Here is a 16917-nt window from a genome sequence, read left to right as displayed (position 1 = left end):
CCGCTCACAACTCGTCCTCGACGATGTTCGTGTTGGTGAAGATGCAGATCTCGCCCGCGATGCGCATCGATTTGGCCGCGATTTCGCGCGCGGAGAGCGAGGTGTTCGCGACCAGCGCCCGCGCCGCCGCCAGCGCGTACGCCCCGCCCGAGCCGATCGCCGCGATGTCGTCGTCGGGCTCGATGATCTCGCCCGTGCCCGAGATGATGAACGTCGACTCGGCGTCCGCGGCGATGAGCAGCGCGTTGAGCTGGCGCAGGAATTTGTCCTTGCGCCAGTCCTTGGCCAGTTCCACCGCCGCGCGCTTGAGGTTGCCCGAATACTGTTCGAGTTTGCCCTCGAGCTTCTCGTAGAGATTGAACGCGTCGGAGACCGCGCCCGCGAACCCCACGAGCACCTGGTCCTTATAGAGGCGGCGGATCTTGCGTGCGCCGTGCTTGACGACCTGTTCGCCCAGCGTCACCTGCCCGTCGCCCGCGATCGCGATCTTGCCGTCCTTGCGCACGGCGATGATCGTGGTCGCGTGAAAGACCGGCGGCTTGTCGAAGTTCATGTCGTTGTTCCCTTCTTGCGCGAACGCGCGTGGGGATGCGCTTTTTCGTACGCCTCGCGAACGTGTTCGACCGACAGGTGCGTGTAGACCTGCGTGGTCGAGAGACTCGCGTGGCCGAGCATGTCCTGAATTTCGCGCAGATTCGCGCCGCCCTCCAGCAGGTGCGTCGCGAACGAATGGCGCAGCGCGTGGGGCGTGACGCGCGTCGGCATCGCGGCGGCGAGCCCGTGTTTTCGGGCGAGCGAATACGCCGCCTGCCGCGAGAGCCGCTCGCCTTCGCGAGTCAGAAAGATCGGCCCGGCGTCCGCCGCGCCCCAGCGCCGCGAACGCACCGCCGCGCACGCGCGCAGATATTCGCGCACTGCGCCGGTCGCCGCCTCGCCCACCATGCACAGACGCTGCTTGCGCCGTTTGCCGAGCACCTTGAGTGTGCCGAGGTCGAGATCGAGATCGCCAAGATCCGCGCCGACGACCTCGCTGACGCGCGCGCCGGTGCTGTAGAGCAGTTCCATCAGCGCCCGGTCACGCACGGCGTGTTCACCCGTGGGCGCGCGGTCGAGCAGCGTCTTCGCTTCGTCCACGGTCAGCACGCGCGGAAGCGGTTTCGACTTCTTCGGCCCGGCGACGAGCCGCGCGGGGTTGCGTTCGATTTCGCCGTGCTCGCGCAGAAAGTGAAAAAACCGGCGGATGGCCGACAGCTTGCGCGCGACCGAGCTTTTCGCGTCGGTCTTCGAACGCTCTGCGACGAACGCGCGCACGGCGTAGCGATCCGCGGCACGCAGGTCGGCGCGACCGTCCACGATGGGAACCAGATGTTTTTTCGTCACGAATTCATCGAACTGCATGAGATCGTTGCGGTAGGACGCGCGCGTCGTGGCCGGAGCATCGCGCTCCAGACGCAGTTCCTCGAGGAACGCGTCGATCCACGCCGAATGCGTGGCGGAATGTGTGCCGGACTCCTCGGCCAATCGCCCCCCCAGTTCGCCGAAGCGAAAGCTAATCACGGTTCGGGGGCATGTCAAACGAAGGGAGGTTATTGGCAATTGGTTTTTGGTTGTTGGATGCTGGGTGCTGGTCCTCCAAAACGTTCGCGCGGGCGGAGGAAGTTCAGGGCTTCGTCGCGTCCTTGGGCGCGTCGCCCGCGGGCGGTGCCGGAGGCGCGGCAGGAGGCGCGGCAGGAGGTGCGGCAGAAGGCGCGGCGGGAGGCGCGGGAGCCGCGGGCCCAGGCGCTGCGCCGTCTTCCGGCGCGGCCTCGGGCGCTTCGCCCTCGCCGTTTTCGCCCGCCTTCTTGATCTTGAGCTGCACCTTGTTTTTCTGCTCGGGGCCGAACTTCGCGCCCGGCAGCACGTCGGGGATGCCCGGATTCGCGCCCTTGGCGTCTTTCAGGTAACGCAGCGAGAAGAGCTTCCACTTTTGACCGATGCGCGAGACGAAATTCAGCTCCAGATTGACCTTCGAGCCGTCGGGCAGCTCGGCGATGATCGTCGAACCGCGGTGCAGCGCGAACTTGTCCTTCGCCATCACCTCCTGTCCGAGGCGAAACGCGACGAACTTGAGTTGCTGGCCGAGGTAGTCGCGGTTTCTCGTCTTGAAGTCGCGTACGACGAACTGGCGATAGGTGTCGACGCCCTGCTTGTTCATGCGCTTGTTGAACTTGCGCATGTCGCCGGCGCTGAGCAGCAGGTCGTTGATGGCGGCTTCGTCCTGCGATGCGATCGCGTCGAGGTACTTTTGCGCGAGTTCCTCGGGGCTGTCCGGGCCCGTCGTCGGTTCCTCGGCCTTTTGCCCGCAAGCCATCGCGAAGACGGCGAGCGCCGCCCATAGAATCCACCACGTCCGTCCGCGAAAATTCATCACAACACTCCGAATCGACGGTACGCGACACGCGACCGACGCGTTCGCGCAGCTTGCCGGAAACACGGTTATCATGCGCAAATTTTCGCTTCGCGCAACTTGACGTAAATCGCTGTTTTTCCTAAGTTTGTTTGGCGGACGTTCCCCAACAAGGGCGGATTTGATGGACCGGGAGAACCTGCGTCTTCTGTGGTGGGTCATCGGCATCTGCATCTCCGCCGTGATCGTCATCGCCCTTTTCACCTTCATTGACATCCGCGCCGTCTTCATCGACCTCCTCTACTCGTGGAAGCCGCCGATCGTCACGGCGATCATTTGCTCGTTTTTCGGCAACCTCGTCTTCGCCGCGTTCCAGTGGAAGGCCGCCTACGACCAGATGGGCGTGCGCACCTCGCTCGGCGAACACATGTTCGTCAAGACCGCGGTGTACGGCCTGCGCGCCGTGCCGCCGATCCGCCACGGCGGTGTCGGGCGGTCGCACTACATGTCGCGCGCGCACGGCATCCCCCGCGAAAAAAGCCACGCGGCGGTGGTGCTCGTCGAGTGGGTCAACGCGCTCGTCATGCTCGTCGTCGCGATCCTCGGTCTGCTCATGGGCGGCCACGTGGGATGGGTGCTGCCGCTCATCCTCGCTTTCGGAGTCGCGCTCGTCGCGGGGGCGCAGATCCGTAACGCGCTGGTGCGCGGCGAGCACGAACGTGGGCCGAAGGACAACTGGTGGCGATCGCTCAAGCGTTACGTGCAGCTCACGCGCGTGCCCGCCAAGTCGTTTTGGACGCTCTTTTTCTACGGCCTGCTGATGCTCCTGTGCCGAATTCTCGCGGCGGCGCTCGTCGCGTCGGCGCTGGGCATCGCGGTGCCGTGGCGCACGGCGCTCACCTATTATCCCGTGGCGATCCTGATCGCGGCGGTGCCGGTGGCGTATTTCGGCACGGGTCTTCGCGAGCTGGCGTTTTTCGCGACGATCTCGGGAATGGGCGCGAACGAAACGGTGCTGGCGATGGGAATTCTGTTTTCGATCGTCGATCAGCTCCCGATCATCATCCCGGGCTTCGCGACGATGGCGCCGTTCATCTTCGCGTGCCGGGTCGAGGACTGGCCGTCGCCGCGCCCGCGCTAATTCTCCCGACGAAATCGCCCGATCACGCCGCCGTCGTCGCGGCGTCGCCCAGAACGGCGGCGAGGGCAGAGTCTTCGGCGCGTGCGAAGAGGTCGTAAGCGCCGCGCCCGTAAAAACCCATCAGGTTTTCGTAAATCGTCATGTAGCGAAAGTCCTTGCCCGATTTCGGCGCGATCGTCATCTCGCGTTCGGGATGGATGTATCCCGCATAATCGTCGGCGTGCCCGATGGGCACCGCCGCGATGCCTCGACGCGCGCCCTTTTCGCGCACGGCGAGTCCGCAGCCCACGCCGAAGTCCGACGGCTGAAACACCATCGCGCTCTCGCCGAGGCGCAGCGCCGACACGGTCGTCATGCGCGGCGCGGGATAGTTCGTCGCCACCAGCCGATTCCAGTACCACACCGCCGGGCGCACGACGGGCGCCCACCACCACCCGAAGGGCAGCGGGTCGGAGTTGTTCTTTCGCAGCGTGACCGTCTGCCGCGAAAACGCGAGACGATCGCCCGTCGGCTTCGCGCGCGCGAGCAGCGTCGCCGCGAGCTGCGCGATGGGTTCGCCCACCGTGCGCAGGTGCAGGTGCACGTCGATGGGCCTATCGGGAAACCAGATCGAGAGCCCACCCACCGCGCCGTTGAAATACGCGCACACGGGAACCTCGGACTCGAGCCGCCGCGCCACGAAGCCCGGGAAGTCGGCGGAGATCGCGTGAAAGTCGCGCTCGGCGACGATCACGGGATGCCCCGCGAAATTCACCGCGCAGCCGAGCGGGCGACCGTCGGATTTCGCGCGAAACGACCAGACCGAGAGGACCGGATCGATCGGCCCGTCGGGGCGCCGGCGGTTCTCCTGAAGGTGCGCGAGGGTGTCCGCGTCCTGATCGAACGACACCTCGGCGTCCTCTCGCGAGTGCCAAGCGTTCACCGCCGTCTCGGCGAAGCGCTCGGCCAAAAAGTCGAACGCGTGCTGCCGGAAATCGCCGCACATGCGCACGGCGATGGGGTGATCCCAAAAATTGCCCGGCGCGGAGTGCGTGTGCGTGCCGTGGATGACGATCTCGACGCGGCCGAGATTCGCGCGGCGGCGCACGGCCTCGCACAGGCGATCGGTGGGCGTCAGAAAATCCGCGGCAATGACGACGACGCCGGTGTCGCCGTCCGAGAGCGCGATCCCCCTCGCGTACGGCTCGTCGAGCACGTGCGAAAAATGTCGGGGCATGCCGTTGCCGTACCCGGCGAGGCTCGCCGTGAACGGGGGCAGAAACGAAACCTTCGAAAATCCCGCCTGCATGGTGCGATCATACGCGCGGCGCGCGCGGCGAACAATGACGCACCGAATCTCGCGGGCGATCAGAACGTCAACGGCGCGAGCTCGTCGTCATCGTCATCGTCATCGTCATCGTCATCGTCATCATCGTCATCGTCATCGTCGTCGTCGTCGTCGTCGTCGTCGTCGTCGTCGTCGTCGCCGCCGATGCCGCCGCAACCTGTCGCGAACGCGATCGCGAACGCCAGAACCGTGAGAACCCAAAAGTGCCGCGCGAGCTTCATCGTCAATCCTCCAGAGCATGGCCGATGCTCCGCATCTCCCTCGCATACCTTTCGGTTTGCTGCAAGCGTCACGGAGTCCAAATGCGCGAATCCCCCGCCGGAGCGGGGGATCGCCGCACAGCCGGGGGCGGCTGTGCCACACATCGGATGGATTTCCGGAAATCAGGCCGGGTCGGGCTTGGGTGTCTTGTCGGTCGAGGGCGGCATCGGCGGCTCGGCGATCAGGTTCGTCGGCAGTTCGCCGGTGAGGGTTTTGAGGAAGGTCATGATCGATGCCACGTCGGCGTCGGAGAGCGTTTTGCCGAGCTGGTGCTCGCCCATGAGCTTCACGGCCCCTTCGAGCGTGGCGACCGAACCGTCGTGATAGTATGGGCCGGTCTTCTCGATGTTGCGCAGCATGGGCACTTTGAAGAACAGTTTGTCGGCATCGCTGTTCGTCACCTTCGCGCGGCCCGGGTCCTTGTCGTTCGGCCACGGCTTCACGAGTCCGAGCTTTTGGAACATGTGCCCGCCCAGCAGAGCGCCGGTGTGGCAGGCCGTGCAGCCGACCTCGACGAATTTCTTGAAACCCGCCTTCTCGGCGTCGTTCAGGGCAGCCATGTCGCCGCCGACAAACTTGTCCCACTTCGACGGGGTGACGAGCTTGCGCTCGAACGCGCCGATCGCGCGGCCGAAGTTGTCATAGGTCACGGGGTCTTTGTCGGCGGGGAACGCCTTCTTGAACGCCTCGACGTATTCGGGAATCGAGTTGATGACCGCAAGCACGGCTTTGTCGTCGGCCAGCGCCATTTCGACGGGATTCAGCACCGGGCCCTTGGCCTGCTCTTCGACCGTCGGCGCGCGGCCGTCCCAGAACTGCACGAACTCGCCCGCCGCGTTGTAGACCGTCGGCGAATTGCGGTCGCCGAGCTGTCCCTTATGCCCCGGCGAGGTCGCCTTGTTGTCCACACCATACTGCGTGAGCAGGTGGCACGAGTTGCACGACAGGTCGTGGTTCTTCGAGAAGCGCTTGTCATAGTAGAGCGTCCGCCCGAGGGCGACCTTCTCGTCGGTGAGGGGATTGTCCGCGGACTCGATCACCGCCGGCAGCGCGGCAAACGCGCCGAGCAGGGCGGGGTCGATCGGGGCTTCGGTGGGCGCGGGCGGCGCGGCGGCCTCCGGGGGCGGAGCGACGGGCGCCGGCGCGGTCTGCGTCTGGCAGCCCGCCATCGCGACGAACGCGACGAATGCGAAAATCAGGATGCGTTTCATGGTGGATCCCCAAGGAAGGAATGAGCAAATCCAAACTGTACGGTATTTAACACATCGACCGGCTGGCTTCAACGAAAAAAGCCGCTGCCCCGATGCTCCCGCAGTCAACCAACATCCAAAAACCAATCCCCAAAAGCCCCCGACACATTGTCACGGCCCCGCCGATTTGCCACGATACGACGCAAACGAGGTGCGCATGCTCATCGGATACGTGCAGACCGAACCGATCCTTGGCGATGTCGCGGGAAATCTGGAGCGCGCGGCGGCGGTCGCGGCGCACGTCCAGGCTGACCTGCTCGTCTTTCCCGAGCTGTTTGCCACCGGCTACGCTCACGCCGATCGCGACGCAGCCTGGGCGCTCGCCGAGGACGCCGACGGGCCGACCATCGGTTGGGCCTACGATTTTTCGGGGCGCACCGGTGCGGCGGTTTGCGGCGGCTACATCCGGCGCGACGGCGCGCGCGCGTTCAACTCCGCCTTTCTCGTGGACGGCGAGGGGCTCGTCGCGACCTACGACAAGATCCACCTGTTCCACAACGAACGTCGACTCTTCGATCCCGGCCAGTGCGCGCCGTCGGTCTGCACGGTGCGCGAGGTGCCCGTGGGCATCATGATCTGTTACGATTGGCAGTTCCCAGAACTCGCCCGCTCGCTCGCCCTCGACGGTGCACGCGTGCTGCTGCACCCGAGCAACCTGGTACTGCCTTGGGGGCAAGACGCGATGCGCATCCGGGGCCTCGAGAACGGCGTTTTCACGGTGACCGCGAACCGCGTGGGCACCGACGGCGATTTGAACTTCACGGGCAGTTCGCAGATCACCGGACCGAAGGGCGAGATCCTTTCGAGCGCGCCGACGGTGGGCGAATACGCGTATGCCGTGAATATCGATCCCGACGAGGCGGCGGACAAACGCACGACCGATCTGGCCGACCGCTTCGCGGATCGCCGGCCCGAGTTCTACGGGCGCGTGACGCGTCGATAAGGGAAACGCCATGAACCTCGCCGAACGCATGGAAGTCTGGCAGGGCGACATCACGAAGCTCGACGTGGACGCGATCGTCAATGCGGCGAACCACACGCTGCTGGGCGGTGGAGGCGTGGACGGCGCGATCCACCGCGCGGCGGGTCCCGAGTTGCTGAAGGAATGCCGGGCGCTCGACGGCTGCCGCACCGGCGAGGCGAAGATCACCGCGGGCCATCGGCTCGCGGCGCGGCACGTGATCCACACCGTGGGCCCGGTGTACGGTCGCGGCGGCGCGGATCGCGAGGCGCTCCTCGCATCGTGCTATCGCAACTCGCTCGCCCTCGCCGCGCAACACGGATTGCGGACCATCGCGTTCCCGGCCATCAGCACCGGCGTGTACGGTTACCCGCCCGACGAGGCCGCCCGCGTCGCGATCAAGGCCGTCAGCGATTACCTGCGCGCCGACGCGTCGATTGAGAAGGTCGTCTTCTGCGCCTTCGACGAGCGCTCCACGAAGCTCCTGCGCGACGCCCTCGCGACCGTCGCGTGAACGCCGCTTCGCGCGTTCCCTGGCTCGCCCTGATCCGCGCGGCGTTGCGCGAGCCGCGCATGATGTTCGTCGGCGCGCTCGGATTCTCGTCCGGTCTGCCCTTCGGATTCGTCGTCTTCACCGTCCCCGTATGGCTGCGCACGCAGGGCGTCAGCCTCACCGAGATCGGCCTGCTTTCGCTCGCCACGCTGCCGTGGGGATTCAAGTTCCTGTGGTCGCCGCTCGTCGATCGCTTTCGCCTCTTCGGCTCGCGGCGGCGCGGATGGATCGCCGCGACGCAGATCGGCATCGCGGCGGTGTTGGCGGCCGTCGCGTCCATCGCGGGCGCGCCGGCGTCGCTCGCCGTGGGCATTCTCGTGCTCGCCATCGCGTTCCTCTCCGCCACGCAGGACATCGCCGTGGACGCCTACGCCGTCGAGACGCTGCGCCCCGAGGAATACGGTACGGGCAACGGCTGGCGCGCCTCGACCTACCGCGTCGCCATGCTGGTGTCGGGGGGCATCGCGATCTCCGCGGCGCAGTTCGCGTCGTGGCCGGTCGTTTTCGCGGGGCTCGCCGCCGCGGCGGTCGCGCTGGTCTTCGCGGCGATCTTCGCACCCGAGCCCATCGTCGCCGACACCAGCGCGCCGACGTTTCAGGACACGGTAATCGGCCCGTTCCGCGATTTCCTCGCCACACCGCGCGCGGGCGTCATTGCCGGGTTCATCTTTCTCTACAAGCTCACCGACGCGACCGCCGGGATGATGTTCCATCCCATGCTCGTCGATCACGGCTTTCCCCTCGTCGAGATCGGCCTCGCGCAAAAGACCGTCGGCCTCGTCGCCGCGATGATCGGGGCGATGGCCGGCGGCGTGTACACGTCGGGCAAGGGCATCCGCGCGGGTTTGCTGGTCGGTGCGCTGACCCAACCCCTCTCGAATCTCGCGTATTTCGCGGTGGCGGTGTCGGGCCAAAGCCGCGTGGTGCTCTACGGCGCGGTGGCGGCCGAAAACATCTGCGGCGGGCTTGGTGCCGCCGCACTCATGGCCTACATGTCGTCGCTGTGCGGCACGCGTTATTGCGCCACGCAGTTCGCGTTGCTCACGAGCCTGTTCGGCCTTTCGCGCTCGGTGGCGGGGGCGATGGGCGGCGCGATGGCCGAACGCCTCGGCTACCCGGTGTTTTTCATCTCCACCGTGGCGCTCGGTCTGCCCGCCTTGTTGCTGTGGGGAATGCTGGGCGCATCCGCGAACGGACGCGCTACGGACGCAGTCGTTCCGCGAGAATCGTGAAGAGGATTCGCAGGCCGTTACGCACGCGGCGGAACCCGGTCGATCCCGCGCTGCGCGGGCGGCGGGTGACGGGAACCTCGACGATGCGCGCGCCGCGCTTGATCGCCTGACACAGCATCTCGGTTTCGATCTCGTACTGCACCGAGCGCAGCTTCATCGCGCGGATCAGATCGGCGCGCACGGCACGAAAACCCGACTGCGAATCGGACACCCGCGCGCGAAAAAGCAGGTTGATCATCCCGCTCATGAACCGGTTGCCGAAATAATTGGGCGTCGAAATCGCGCCCGGTTCCAGCGTGCCGATGAACTTGGAGCCGTTCGCGAAATCCGCGCCGCGTTCGATCTCGTCGGCGAGCAGGCGCATCTCGGCGGGATCATCCTGTCCGTCGCCGTCGATCATCAGGATCGCGTCGCCGTGCGCCAGCGAAAATCCCGTCCGCAGCGCGACGCCCTTGCCCCGGTTGGGATCGAGTCGGTGCACGCGCACGCCGGGCACCGAGGTCGCGATTTCGCCCGTGCCGTCGGTCGACCCGTCGTCGACGACGAGGCACTCCTCGCCCGGAAAATCGGCGCGCACGCGCTCGAGCACCGCGCGCAGGGAGCCCGCCTCGTTGTGGCAGGGAATGAGGATCGTGTAGCGCATCAGATCAGGAACTCGCTCTCGCCCGGCCCCTCGCCCCACGCGAGCGCCTGCACGGCGAAGATCGTGGTCCATGAGTTCAGGTGCGGAACGTCGTCGGCGTACACAAAACCGCCCGCCGGATTCGCCCGTCTGCGCAAAAACGCCAGCGCCGACGCGATCTGCTCCGCGTAGTGCGTCTCGTCCACGCACTGCCAGATGCGCGCGGCCTGGGCGGTGGCATCGAGCGCGGCGGCCTCGCGCGAGCCCTCGTCCTCGTCCGCACGGCGCACGTGGCGGGGCAACGCGCCGTCGCGCCGCTGCACGCGGGCGAGGGCTTCGACCGCCGGAAACGGCAGCGAGTCGCGCCAGGTGCCCGTGCGCGACGCCACCGCGATGATGCCCTCGACGGCATACGCGTGGGCGTGCGTGTAGATGCGCGTGTGCTCGGCGTCGACGCAGAACCATCCACTGGGCCGATCCGAAAACCGGTGCGCGATGACGTCGAAGAGCCCCGAGATCTGCGCCTCGTCGTCGGCGTCGAGCAGCAGCGGCAGCACCTTGAGATGATGCACGTTGATGACCGACGACCAACGCTCCGGTCGCTGACCGGTCCCGCCGCGCGTCGCGCGCCGCTCGCGTGCCAGCGCGATCGCCGTCTCGCGGCACTTGCGCGCAAACGCCGCCGACAACCCGTCTTCGCCGAACGCGGCGGCGAAATCCCGCGCGGCGCGCAGCCCCACGAGCGTGTCGAACAGATACACCTGCCCGTCGCGGCCGAGGCCGCCATGCGTGTTCGCGGCGGATGCGAGCGTCCACAGCGTGCGCCGGGCCTCCTCGCCCAGCGTTCGGTCGCCCGTGCGCCGGTACCACCACGCGCACAGCGACACGAAAAACGCCGACGCCTCCTCGTACAGAAACGAAGGTCGACCGTCCTCGACCCACGCGGCCAGCAGCCCGTCCGACCGGCGGATCGGGCCGTGGACGAGCCAGTCGATGTGAACGGAAACGTCGGCCGAAAGGTTCATGAGCCCCGTCGTGGAGGTCGGGTTTCGGATCGTCACGAGCGGGGCATGATTCGGCGGCGGTTCTCAGCTTGTCAAGAGTGCGCGGGCGCCTGCGGCGGCACTGCGGGCGAATCCGCCCCACCCGCCTTTGCGCCATGTCGAGGCGAGAAATCGCCAGACGGTCTTCGGCCGGAAGTAGAACGAACGCAAAATCCTCTTCTGCCACGCGGCCATCTCGTCGCGCGTGAAGCGCGGGTGGTCGATCGTCGGCGTCGTCAGGAAGACGTAACGGCTCCAGTCCTCGTCGTAATGAATGCCCGCCTCGCGCATCCGCCGCTCCAGCGTCGTTCCCGGGTACGGCGTGCAGAACGACACCTGGATCGTGTCAGGGTCCGCCTCGAAGATGAAGCGGTGCGTGCGGCGCAAGGAGGCTTCCGTCTCCTGCGGCGGGAACAGAATGACGAAGCCGAGCGTTTCGAGTCCTACGCGCCGGGCGAGGCGGAATCCCTCGACGATCTGCCGCGCGCGCATCTTCTTGTCCACGGCTTCCAGCACCTCGTCGTCGCCCGACTCGATGCCGAACTCGACCTTGAAACACCCCGCGGCCTTCATGGCACGCAGCAGGTCCTCGTCCACCATGTCCACGCGCGTCAGGCACAGCCAGCGCACACGTCCCGGCAGACCGCGGCGGATGAACGTGTCGCACAGCCCGTGCACCCACGCCTTGTCCGTGGTGAAGGTGTCGTCGATGAAGTTCACGTTGCGCGTGCCGAAGTCGCGCCGGCACTGCTCGATCTCGTCCGCTACGCTCGCCGCATCGCGGATGCGCATCTTTTTCGAAAACGCGTTCGGCACGTAACAGTACGAGCAGCTCGCCGGGCAGCCGCGTGTCGCGATCATCGTCGTCACGCGGTCGCCGTCGGGCCCGATGTAGCGGTCCATCGGCAGCAGGTCGCGCGCGGGAAACGGCAGCGCGTCGAGATCGACCATCGCCGCCGGGTCCGGCGTCGAGACGACTTCGCCGCTCGGGTCGCGAAACGTCACGCCCTCGAAGTCTCCCGGCGCGCGGCCCGCCGCGAGCCCTTCGAGCAGATCGGCAAAGCGCGTGTCGGCCTCGCGGCGCACAATGAGATCCCAGTGGGGATAACGGCGCGCCGTGGGCTCGGCGGCGGCGGTCGCGTGCGTTCCGCCGAGCATCAGAAACGCCTCCGGCGCAAGCTCACGCACCCGCGCGGCGATGCGCGAGCACTGGTCCACCGTGGGCGTGACGGCGGTGAAACCCGCGACCGCCGGGCGCGCCTCGGCGATGCGCCGCGCCGTTTCCTCGTCGGAGAGCCCCAGTGCGTTCGCGTCGAGGATCGACACGTCGTACCCGCGCGAGCGGGCGACGGCCGCGATGTAGGCGAGCCCCAGCGGCGGGCCGATCGTCGATTGCGCGACGCGGCTGATGCGTTTCGCGTAGTGCGGCACGCACAGAACGATCCGCCGGGACTTGATGTCGGACCCGATCACGCACCCTCCCGCTTTTCGGCGCTTCATTTATCCAATACATTCGCCGTCGAAACCAGAGCCCATGTCATCCTTCGCCGCCTCCGGGCGCAAGGGCGGTGCGTTCGTGACGACATTTGTATGGATGGTCGCCTCTCCGGTCCTTTTCGTGCTGCCCGGCCTGTGGCCCGCGCAGCGCGTTACGGGCACCGCGTGGTGCGCTCGCACGCTCGGCTGGGCCGTGTTTTTCTCGGTGGTGCTTCTTCCGCCCGTCGCCTTCGGCGTGGCCATGATATTCGGAACGGTGATGGGTGCGCACGTGCTGATCCCCCTCGGCCTCGCGATGGGCGCACCGGGAATCATCGCGATCGTCCGCCGGGGACGCGCATGATCGCCCTCGGCCTCTGCGACGGCCACGACGCGGGCGCGGCGCTCGCTTTCGATGGGCGCATCGTCGCCGCCGTGAGCGAGGAGCGCTTCACGCGCGTCAAGCGCCAACCGGGGTTCCCCGTTCGCGCGATCGAATCCGTGCTGGCGCTCGCGGGCGTTCGCGTGCACGAGGTCGACCGCGTCGGCGTCGCCGAGGTCGCGGGGCGAGCCGCGTTTCGACTGGTCGCGCCGATCTACCGCGTCACCGACCCCAACCGCCCCGCCGACCGCCTCGCCAACCGCGCCGTCGCGTGGGCGCAAAACTTCGTTGCCCGCCAACCGACGCTCGCCCGCACCGACGCCGCCATCTCGCGACGCGCGCTCGCATCGCGACTGCGCGACCTGGGAATCGTCGCGCCGCTCGAATTGGTCGATCACCACCGCGCACACGCCCTCGCCGCCGCGTGCGGCAGCCCCTTCGACGACGCGCTCGTCGTCACCATGGACGCCTTCGGCGACGGCGCGAGCGCGACCGTATCCACGTGGCGCGGCGGCGCGCTCACAGAACTCGATCGCACGCCGTATCCCCGTTCCGCCGCACTGCTCTTCGGGCGCATCACGGCGCACCTGGGTTTTGCCGAGGGCGAGGAAGGCAAGGTCTGCGGTCTCGCCGCGAGGGGCGACCGCGATCGCGATCCGCATCGACTGCGCGCGCTCATCCGTGCGGCCCAGGGCCGCGTGCTCACGGGCGCGCCACCGTCGCCTGCGCGCCTCGACGCGATCTTCCGCCACTGGCCGCCCGAAGACGTCGCGGCGGCGACGCAGCGCGCCGTCGAGGACGCCGTGTCGGAGGCGATCGGGTTCCGGATGACGCAAGCGGGCGCACGGCGGCTCGTGCTCGCGGGCGGACTCTTCGCCAACGTGCGCCTCAACCAGATCGTCGCCGCGCGTTGCGGCGCGGACGATCTCGACGTCTTCCCGCACATGGGTGACGGCGGCCTGTGCGTCGGCGCGGCGTGGGCCGTCTCGCCCCCAGGCGCGGTCGCACGCATGCCGGTGTTTCTCGGCCCCGAGCCCGAAGTCGTCCCCGCGAGCGAACGCGGCGATACCCGCGTGAGCGCAATCGATCCCGATTCGATTTGCCGGCTCGCGGCGATCGTCGAGCGTGGCGGCGTGATCGGCCTCGTGCACGGCCGCATGGAGTTTGGTCCACGCGCGCTGGGTCACCGCTCGCTCGTATTCTCGGCGGCGCGTCGCGACGTCGCCGCGCGACTCGACCGCGCGCTCGGCCGCCCCGCGATCATGCCCTTCGCCCCGGCGATCCGCACGCGCGACTTTGCCCGCCTCGCGCGCGGGCCGATGCACGCCGCGTTCGCGCGCATGGCCGTGACGGCGGACGCGGCCACGCTAGAGGTCGCACGGCGCTGGCCGGTCGCGGTGCATGCCGACGGATCGATGCGCGCGCAGACCGTCGATCCCGCCGAGAATCCATTACTCCACGCGCTGCTCGACGCTTTCGCGGAAGTCGCCGAGCACGGCGAGCCGCCCGTCGTCATCAACACGAGCTTCAACCGTCACGCCGAACCGATCGTGATGACGGCGCGCGACGCGCTCGCCCGCGCGCGTGAGTGGGGCCTCGCCGCGCTCGTACTCGGCGAAAACGTATGGGAGTTCGCCGCATGACGGACCGCTCGCGAAACGCCGCGTTCGCCGTCGCGCTCGTCGCCGCATTCGTCGTGTATTGGGGGAACTTCGAGGGCGCGCCGCGCGATTACTGGGATACCTACATCGTTCTGCCCGCCACGTTTCTGACCGGCGAGCCGGGCACGATCGTCGACGAGCACGGCAACGCGGCCTATCGGCAGGAGCTGCTCGGCGAACTTCCGCACGACCTGCTCGCGCCGAACGACTTCGGCGTGATCTCGAAAGACCAGCGCATCGGCGCGGGGGTTACGTTCGCGCCCGCGTATCTCGCGTTCGGCATGGCGGGGTTTCGCGCATTCTACGCGCTGCTCGGCGCGATGACCGTGGCCCTCGCCCACGCACTCGGCCGGCGACTCTTCGCGCGTGAGGGATCGGGACGCATCGGCGAATGGCAGGCCGCGATGCTCGCAGTCCTCGTCGGCTTCAATCCGTACATGCTGCTCATGAACCGGCTCAACGCCAACTTCATCGCGGTGCCCATCGCTCTCGCGCTCGTCGTGCTGCTCGTGGACGAGCGACCGCGATGGCTCGTCGCGGGGCTCGTGTACGGGGCGCTCGGCGGCATCAAAAACGAGGCGATCGTGCTCGCACCCGCGATCGTCGTCCTCATCGCCGCACGGCCCGGGCGCGTTCGCTCGCTCGCCCTGTTCGGCGCCGGGGCGCTCGTGACCATCGCGCCCTATCTCGCGTGGAACCGCTTCGCCTTCGGCCGGGCGCTGATTCACGCGTCGCAGTTCTCCGAGTTCGACGGGTGGCGGCCCACGTTTGTGCACGAGATTCTCGGCTACCACTTCAAACTCAACGGCCTGTTCAACTGGCCATTCCACGAATCGCTCGTGCGTACGCCGCACTACCCGTTCCCGACCTACCTGACGCTCCCCCTCACGCTGCACATCTGCTTCGGCGGGCTCGGTCTCGCGCTCGCGCTGATCGGCGCGTTCGCGCGGCGAACCGACAGCGCGCCGGGCCTCGCCACGCACGTGCGCGTCTCGATGGCGCTGTGGCTCGTCTGCTGGCTCGGCCTGTTTGTCTTTCAGGAAAACTGGGAAGAGCCCAAGAACACCTTCGGCGTGCTCGCGATCTTACCGATCGGCGTCTTCGCGGCGGCGGGGCTCGGCGTGATCGTCGCGGGGCGCCGCGACGCGAGCCGCTGGGCCGTGCTCGTGGGGTGCGTCGCCCTGCTCGAACTCGCCGTGGTGGGGGCGCGCTTCGTCCACGTCCCCGTCGACGAGCGGTGGTATGTGCGTTTCCCCAAGGCGAAAGCCGAGGCGTCGGCGATCGGCTGCCTCGACGACCGTTCTCGCCGCGAGTGGATGTTCTTTCACACCGACGAGTGCGCGTCGGAACTCGATGAACAGCGCCGCAAGCTCACGCGCGCCGCGCTGCTGCCGCGCCCGTACTACCCGCTCGCGTGGAATGAATCCGACCTCGCCCAAACGCTCGGAGCGCGCCGCCCGCGCGTCTTCGATATCTGGGACAAGATCTACGGCGAGTGACGTCGCGAGATGAAACGTACGCGGCCCCGCCGAAGCGGGGCCGAATCATGTTCACGCAATGAATCTTTCGGCGTGACGATCACGAAGCCCACGGGTTTTCGTCGCACAGCGCCGTGAGGCACAGCCCCCAGTCGTCGCACGATTCGGACAGTTCGGGGCACGCGCGCCAGCAGTCGGGCATTTCCCCATCGCAAACGCGGGCGGTGCCGAACGTCTCGTGGCACTCGCCGAGCGCGGCGCGCAGATCGCCGTCGCAGTTGACCGCGGTGTCGTCATCGGTCGTGTCGTCGTCCGCGGTATCATCGTCGGCGGTATCGTCATCGGTCGTGTCATCATCGGTCGTGTCGTCATCGTCGACCGTGTCATCGTCGGCCACGTCGTCGTCCACGTCGTCATCGGTATCGTCGTCCGACGTGTCGTCATCGGCGTCGTCGTCGGTCGTGTACGTGTAGCAGTTCGCCGACGCGCACTCATCGAGGTTGAAGCAATCCGTGGCGATCGCGGAGCACTCGGCGAGGCACTCGGCGTCGTCCGCGCCCTGCGCGCACGCGGCGATCACGTAGCTGCCGTCATAGACTTCTCCCGTGTCGTTCGTGATGACCCAGCCGCACTCGTAGGCGTTATCCACGCTGTCGTACTGGCATTCGGCGTCCTCGCCGTCATCGTCATTCCACGTGTCCTCGTCCGCGAGGCCGTCGTCCTCCGCTGCCGGGCCGCAGGCGACTCCCGTGACGAGAGAAATTCCGAGCAGCATGGTACCGAGAATGGCGATCCAGATCGATTTCGTCGTCATGGATTCGCCCCCCTACGCCGCGCGACGCGCGAACGCGTCGTCGTTGCCCGCGACGGAATCGTCGTCGGTGGTGTCGTCATCAACCGTGTCGTCATCGGCGGTATCATCATCCGTCGTGTCGTCGTCGGTCGTGTCGTCGTCAGCGGTATCGTCATCGATATCGTCGTTGCCCGTGTCGTCGTCGGGTGTCTCGGGATCGGGAGTCGCCTCGACGGGCCACTGTCCGCTGATGCCGTACACGCGCACCGGCGTGTCCTGCGCGCTGGCTTCGCAGCGGGCGAGCAGCGCGCCGGTGAGCGCGCCGGTCACGCGGTCGATGTACCAGTTCAT

18 protein-coding genes are annotated in these 16917 nt (G+C 67.4%); 7 read left to right on the top strand and 11 right to left on the bottom strand.

The features are described from left to right. Positions 1 to 4: 4 nt before the first annotated feature. The 3 genes from hslV to IT350_13560 form a co-directional block, all read right to left on the bottom strand. A complete protein-coding gene (gene hslV / locus IT350_13570) occupies positions 5 to 553 on the bottom strand; it encodes an ATP-dependent protease subunit HslV (protein ID MCC6159072.1) in 549 nt (182 codons plus the stop codon). Continuing rightward, entirely contained in the window at positions 550 to 1521 is a 972-nt protein-coding gene (locus IT350_13565; protein MCC6159071.1) for a tyrosine recombinase XerC, read from the bottom strand. The genes hslV and IT350_13565 overlap by 4 nt, the downstream gene beginning before the upstream one ends. Positions 1522 to 1660: 139 nt before the next feature. Next, positions 1661 to 2407 carry a hypothetical protein gene (locus IT350_13560; protein ID MCC6159070.1) on the bottom strand — a complete coding sequence of 249 codons (747 nt, stop codon included), beginning with the start codon at positions 2405 to 2407 and terminating at the stop codon, positions 1661 to 1663. 163 nt (positions 2408 to 2570) lie between these two features. On the opposite strand from IT350_13560, the gene IT350_13555 reads away from it, so the two are divergent. Beyond that, positions 2571 to 3527, top strand: coding sequence for a flippase-like domain-containing protein (locus tag IT350_13555; GenBank protein ID MCC6159069.1), 957 nt, complete (start codon positions 2571 to 2573; stop codon positions 3525 to 3527). Between the two features lie 22 nt (positions 3528 to 3549). Here IT350_13555 and IT350_13550 read toward each other — a convergent pair whose 3' ends face one another. From IT350_13550 to IT350_13540, 3 genes are all read right to left on the bottom strand, one after another. After that, positions 3550 to 4815, bottom strand: a complete 1266-nt coding sequence (locus IT350_13550; protein MCC6159068.1) for a hypothetical protein — start codon at positions 4813 to 4815, stop codon at positions 3550 to 3552. Between the two features lie 59 nt (positions 4816 to 4874). Beyond that, entirely contained in the window at positions 4875 to 5075 is a 201-nt protein-coding gene (locus IT350_13545; GenBank protein ID MCC6159067.1) for a hypothetical protein, read from the bottom strand. 162 nt (positions 5076 to 5237) lie between these two features. Then, the gene (locus tag IT350_13540) at positions 5238 to 6326 is read right to left on the bottom strand and encodes a c-type cytochrome (GenBank protein ID MCC6159066.1); all 1089 of its coding nucleotides are present in this window, start codon (positions 6324 to 6326) and stop codon (positions 5238 to 5240) included. Between the two features lie 196 nt (positions 6327 to 6522). On the opposite strand from IT350_13540, the gene IT350_13535 reads away from it, so the two are divergent. Genes IT350_13535 through IT350_13525 form a run of 3 tightly spaced genes read left to right on the top strand, consistent with a single transcriptional unit; the run spans position 6523 to position 9111 of the window. Next, positions 6523 to 7308: an acyltransferase gene (locus tag IT350_13535; protein MCC6159065.1), complete on the top strand. Its 786-nt coding sequence runs from the start codon at positions 6523 to 6525 to the stop codon at positions 7306 to 7308. 10 nt (positions 7309 to 7318) lie between these two features. Beyond that, positions 7319 to 7840, top strand: coding sequence for an O-acetyl-ADP-ribose deacetylase (locus tag IT350_13530; GenBank protein ID MCC6159064.1), 522 nt, complete (start codon positions 7319 to 7321; stop codon positions 7838 to 7840). Next, positions 7837 to 9111, top strand: a complete 1275-nt coding sequence (locus IT350_13525) for an MFS transporter (GenBank protein ID MCC6159063.1) — start codon at positions 7837 to 7839, stop codon at positions 9109 to 9111. Before IT350_13530 ends, IT350_13525 begins: the two co-directional genes overlap by 4 nt. On the opposite strand, the gene IT350_13520 is transcribed toward IT350_13525, so the two are convergent. Genes IT350_13520 through IT350_13510 form a run of 3 tightly spaced genes read right to left on the bottom strand, consistent with a single transcriptional unit; the run spans position 9080 to position 12276 of the window. After that, entirely contained in the window at positions 9080 to 9754 is a 675-nt protein-coding gene (locus tag IT350_13520) for a glycosyltransferase family 2 protein (protein ID MCC6159062.1), read from the bottom strand. The genes IT350_13525 and IT350_13520 overlap by 32 nt on opposite strands. Then, a complete protein-coding gene (locus tag IT350_13515; protein ID MCC6159061.1) occupies positions 9754 to 10794 on the bottom strand; it encodes a hypothetical protein in 1041 nt (346 codons plus the stop codon). Before IT350_13515 ends, IT350_13520 begins: the two co-directional genes overlap by 1 nt. Before the next feature lie 27 nt (positions 10795 to 10821). Continuing rightward, positions 10822 to 12276, bottom strand: coding sequence for a radical SAM protein (locus IT350_13510; GenBank protein ID MCC6159060.1), 1455 nt, complete (start codon positions 12274 to 12276; stop codon positions 10822 to 10824). Positions 12277 to 12352: 76 nt separating this feature from the next. Between IT350_13510 and IT350_13505 the strand changes: the two genes are divergently transcribed. From IT350_13505 to IT350_13495, 3 genes are read left to right on the top strand one after another with little or no spacing between them, the layout of a single operon-like run. Continuing rightward, a complete protein-coding gene (locus tag IT350_13505; protein MCC6159059.1) occupies positions 12353 to 12616 on the top strand; it encodes a hypothetical protein in 264 nt (87 codons plus the stop codon). Beyond that, positions 12613 to 14277, top strand: a complete 1665-nt coding sequence (locus tag IT350_13500) for a hypothetical protein (protein MCC6159058.1) — start codon at positions 12613 to 12615, stop codon at positions 14275 to 14277. Before IT350_13505 ends, IT350_13500 begins: the two co-directional genes overlap by 4 nt. Next, positions 14274 to 15794 carry a hypothetical protein gene (locus IT350_13495; GenBank protein ID MCC6159057.1) on the top strand — a complete coding sequence of 507 codons (1521 nt, stop codon included), beginning with the start codon at positions 14274 to 14276 and terminating at the stop codon, positions 15792 to 15794. Before IT350_13500 ends, IT350_13495 begins: the two co-directional genes overlap by 4 nt. A gap of 79 nt (positions 15795 to 15873) precedes the next feature. Here IT350_13495 and IT350_13490 read toward each other — a convergent pair whose 3' ends face one another. After that, complete coding sequence (locus IT350_13490; protein ID MCC6159056.1) at positions 15874 to 16587, bottom strand: hypothetical protein; 714 nt, start codon at positions 16585 to 16587, stop codon at positions 15874 to 15876. Positions 16588 to 16599: 12 nt separating this feature from the next. After that, the coding region (locus IT350_13485; GenBank protein MCC6159055.1) for a hypothetical protein at positions 16600 to 16917 on the bottom strand (318 nt) is incomplete at its 5' end.

This window comes from Deltaproteobacteria bacterium (assembly GCA_020845895.1).
Classification (GTDB): domain Bacteria; phylum Lernaellota; class Lernaellaia; order JACKCT01; family JACKCT01; genus JADLEX01.
Note: the sequence above shows the minus strand (reverse complement) of the source record. Positions and strands in the feature narration are given on the sequence as shown.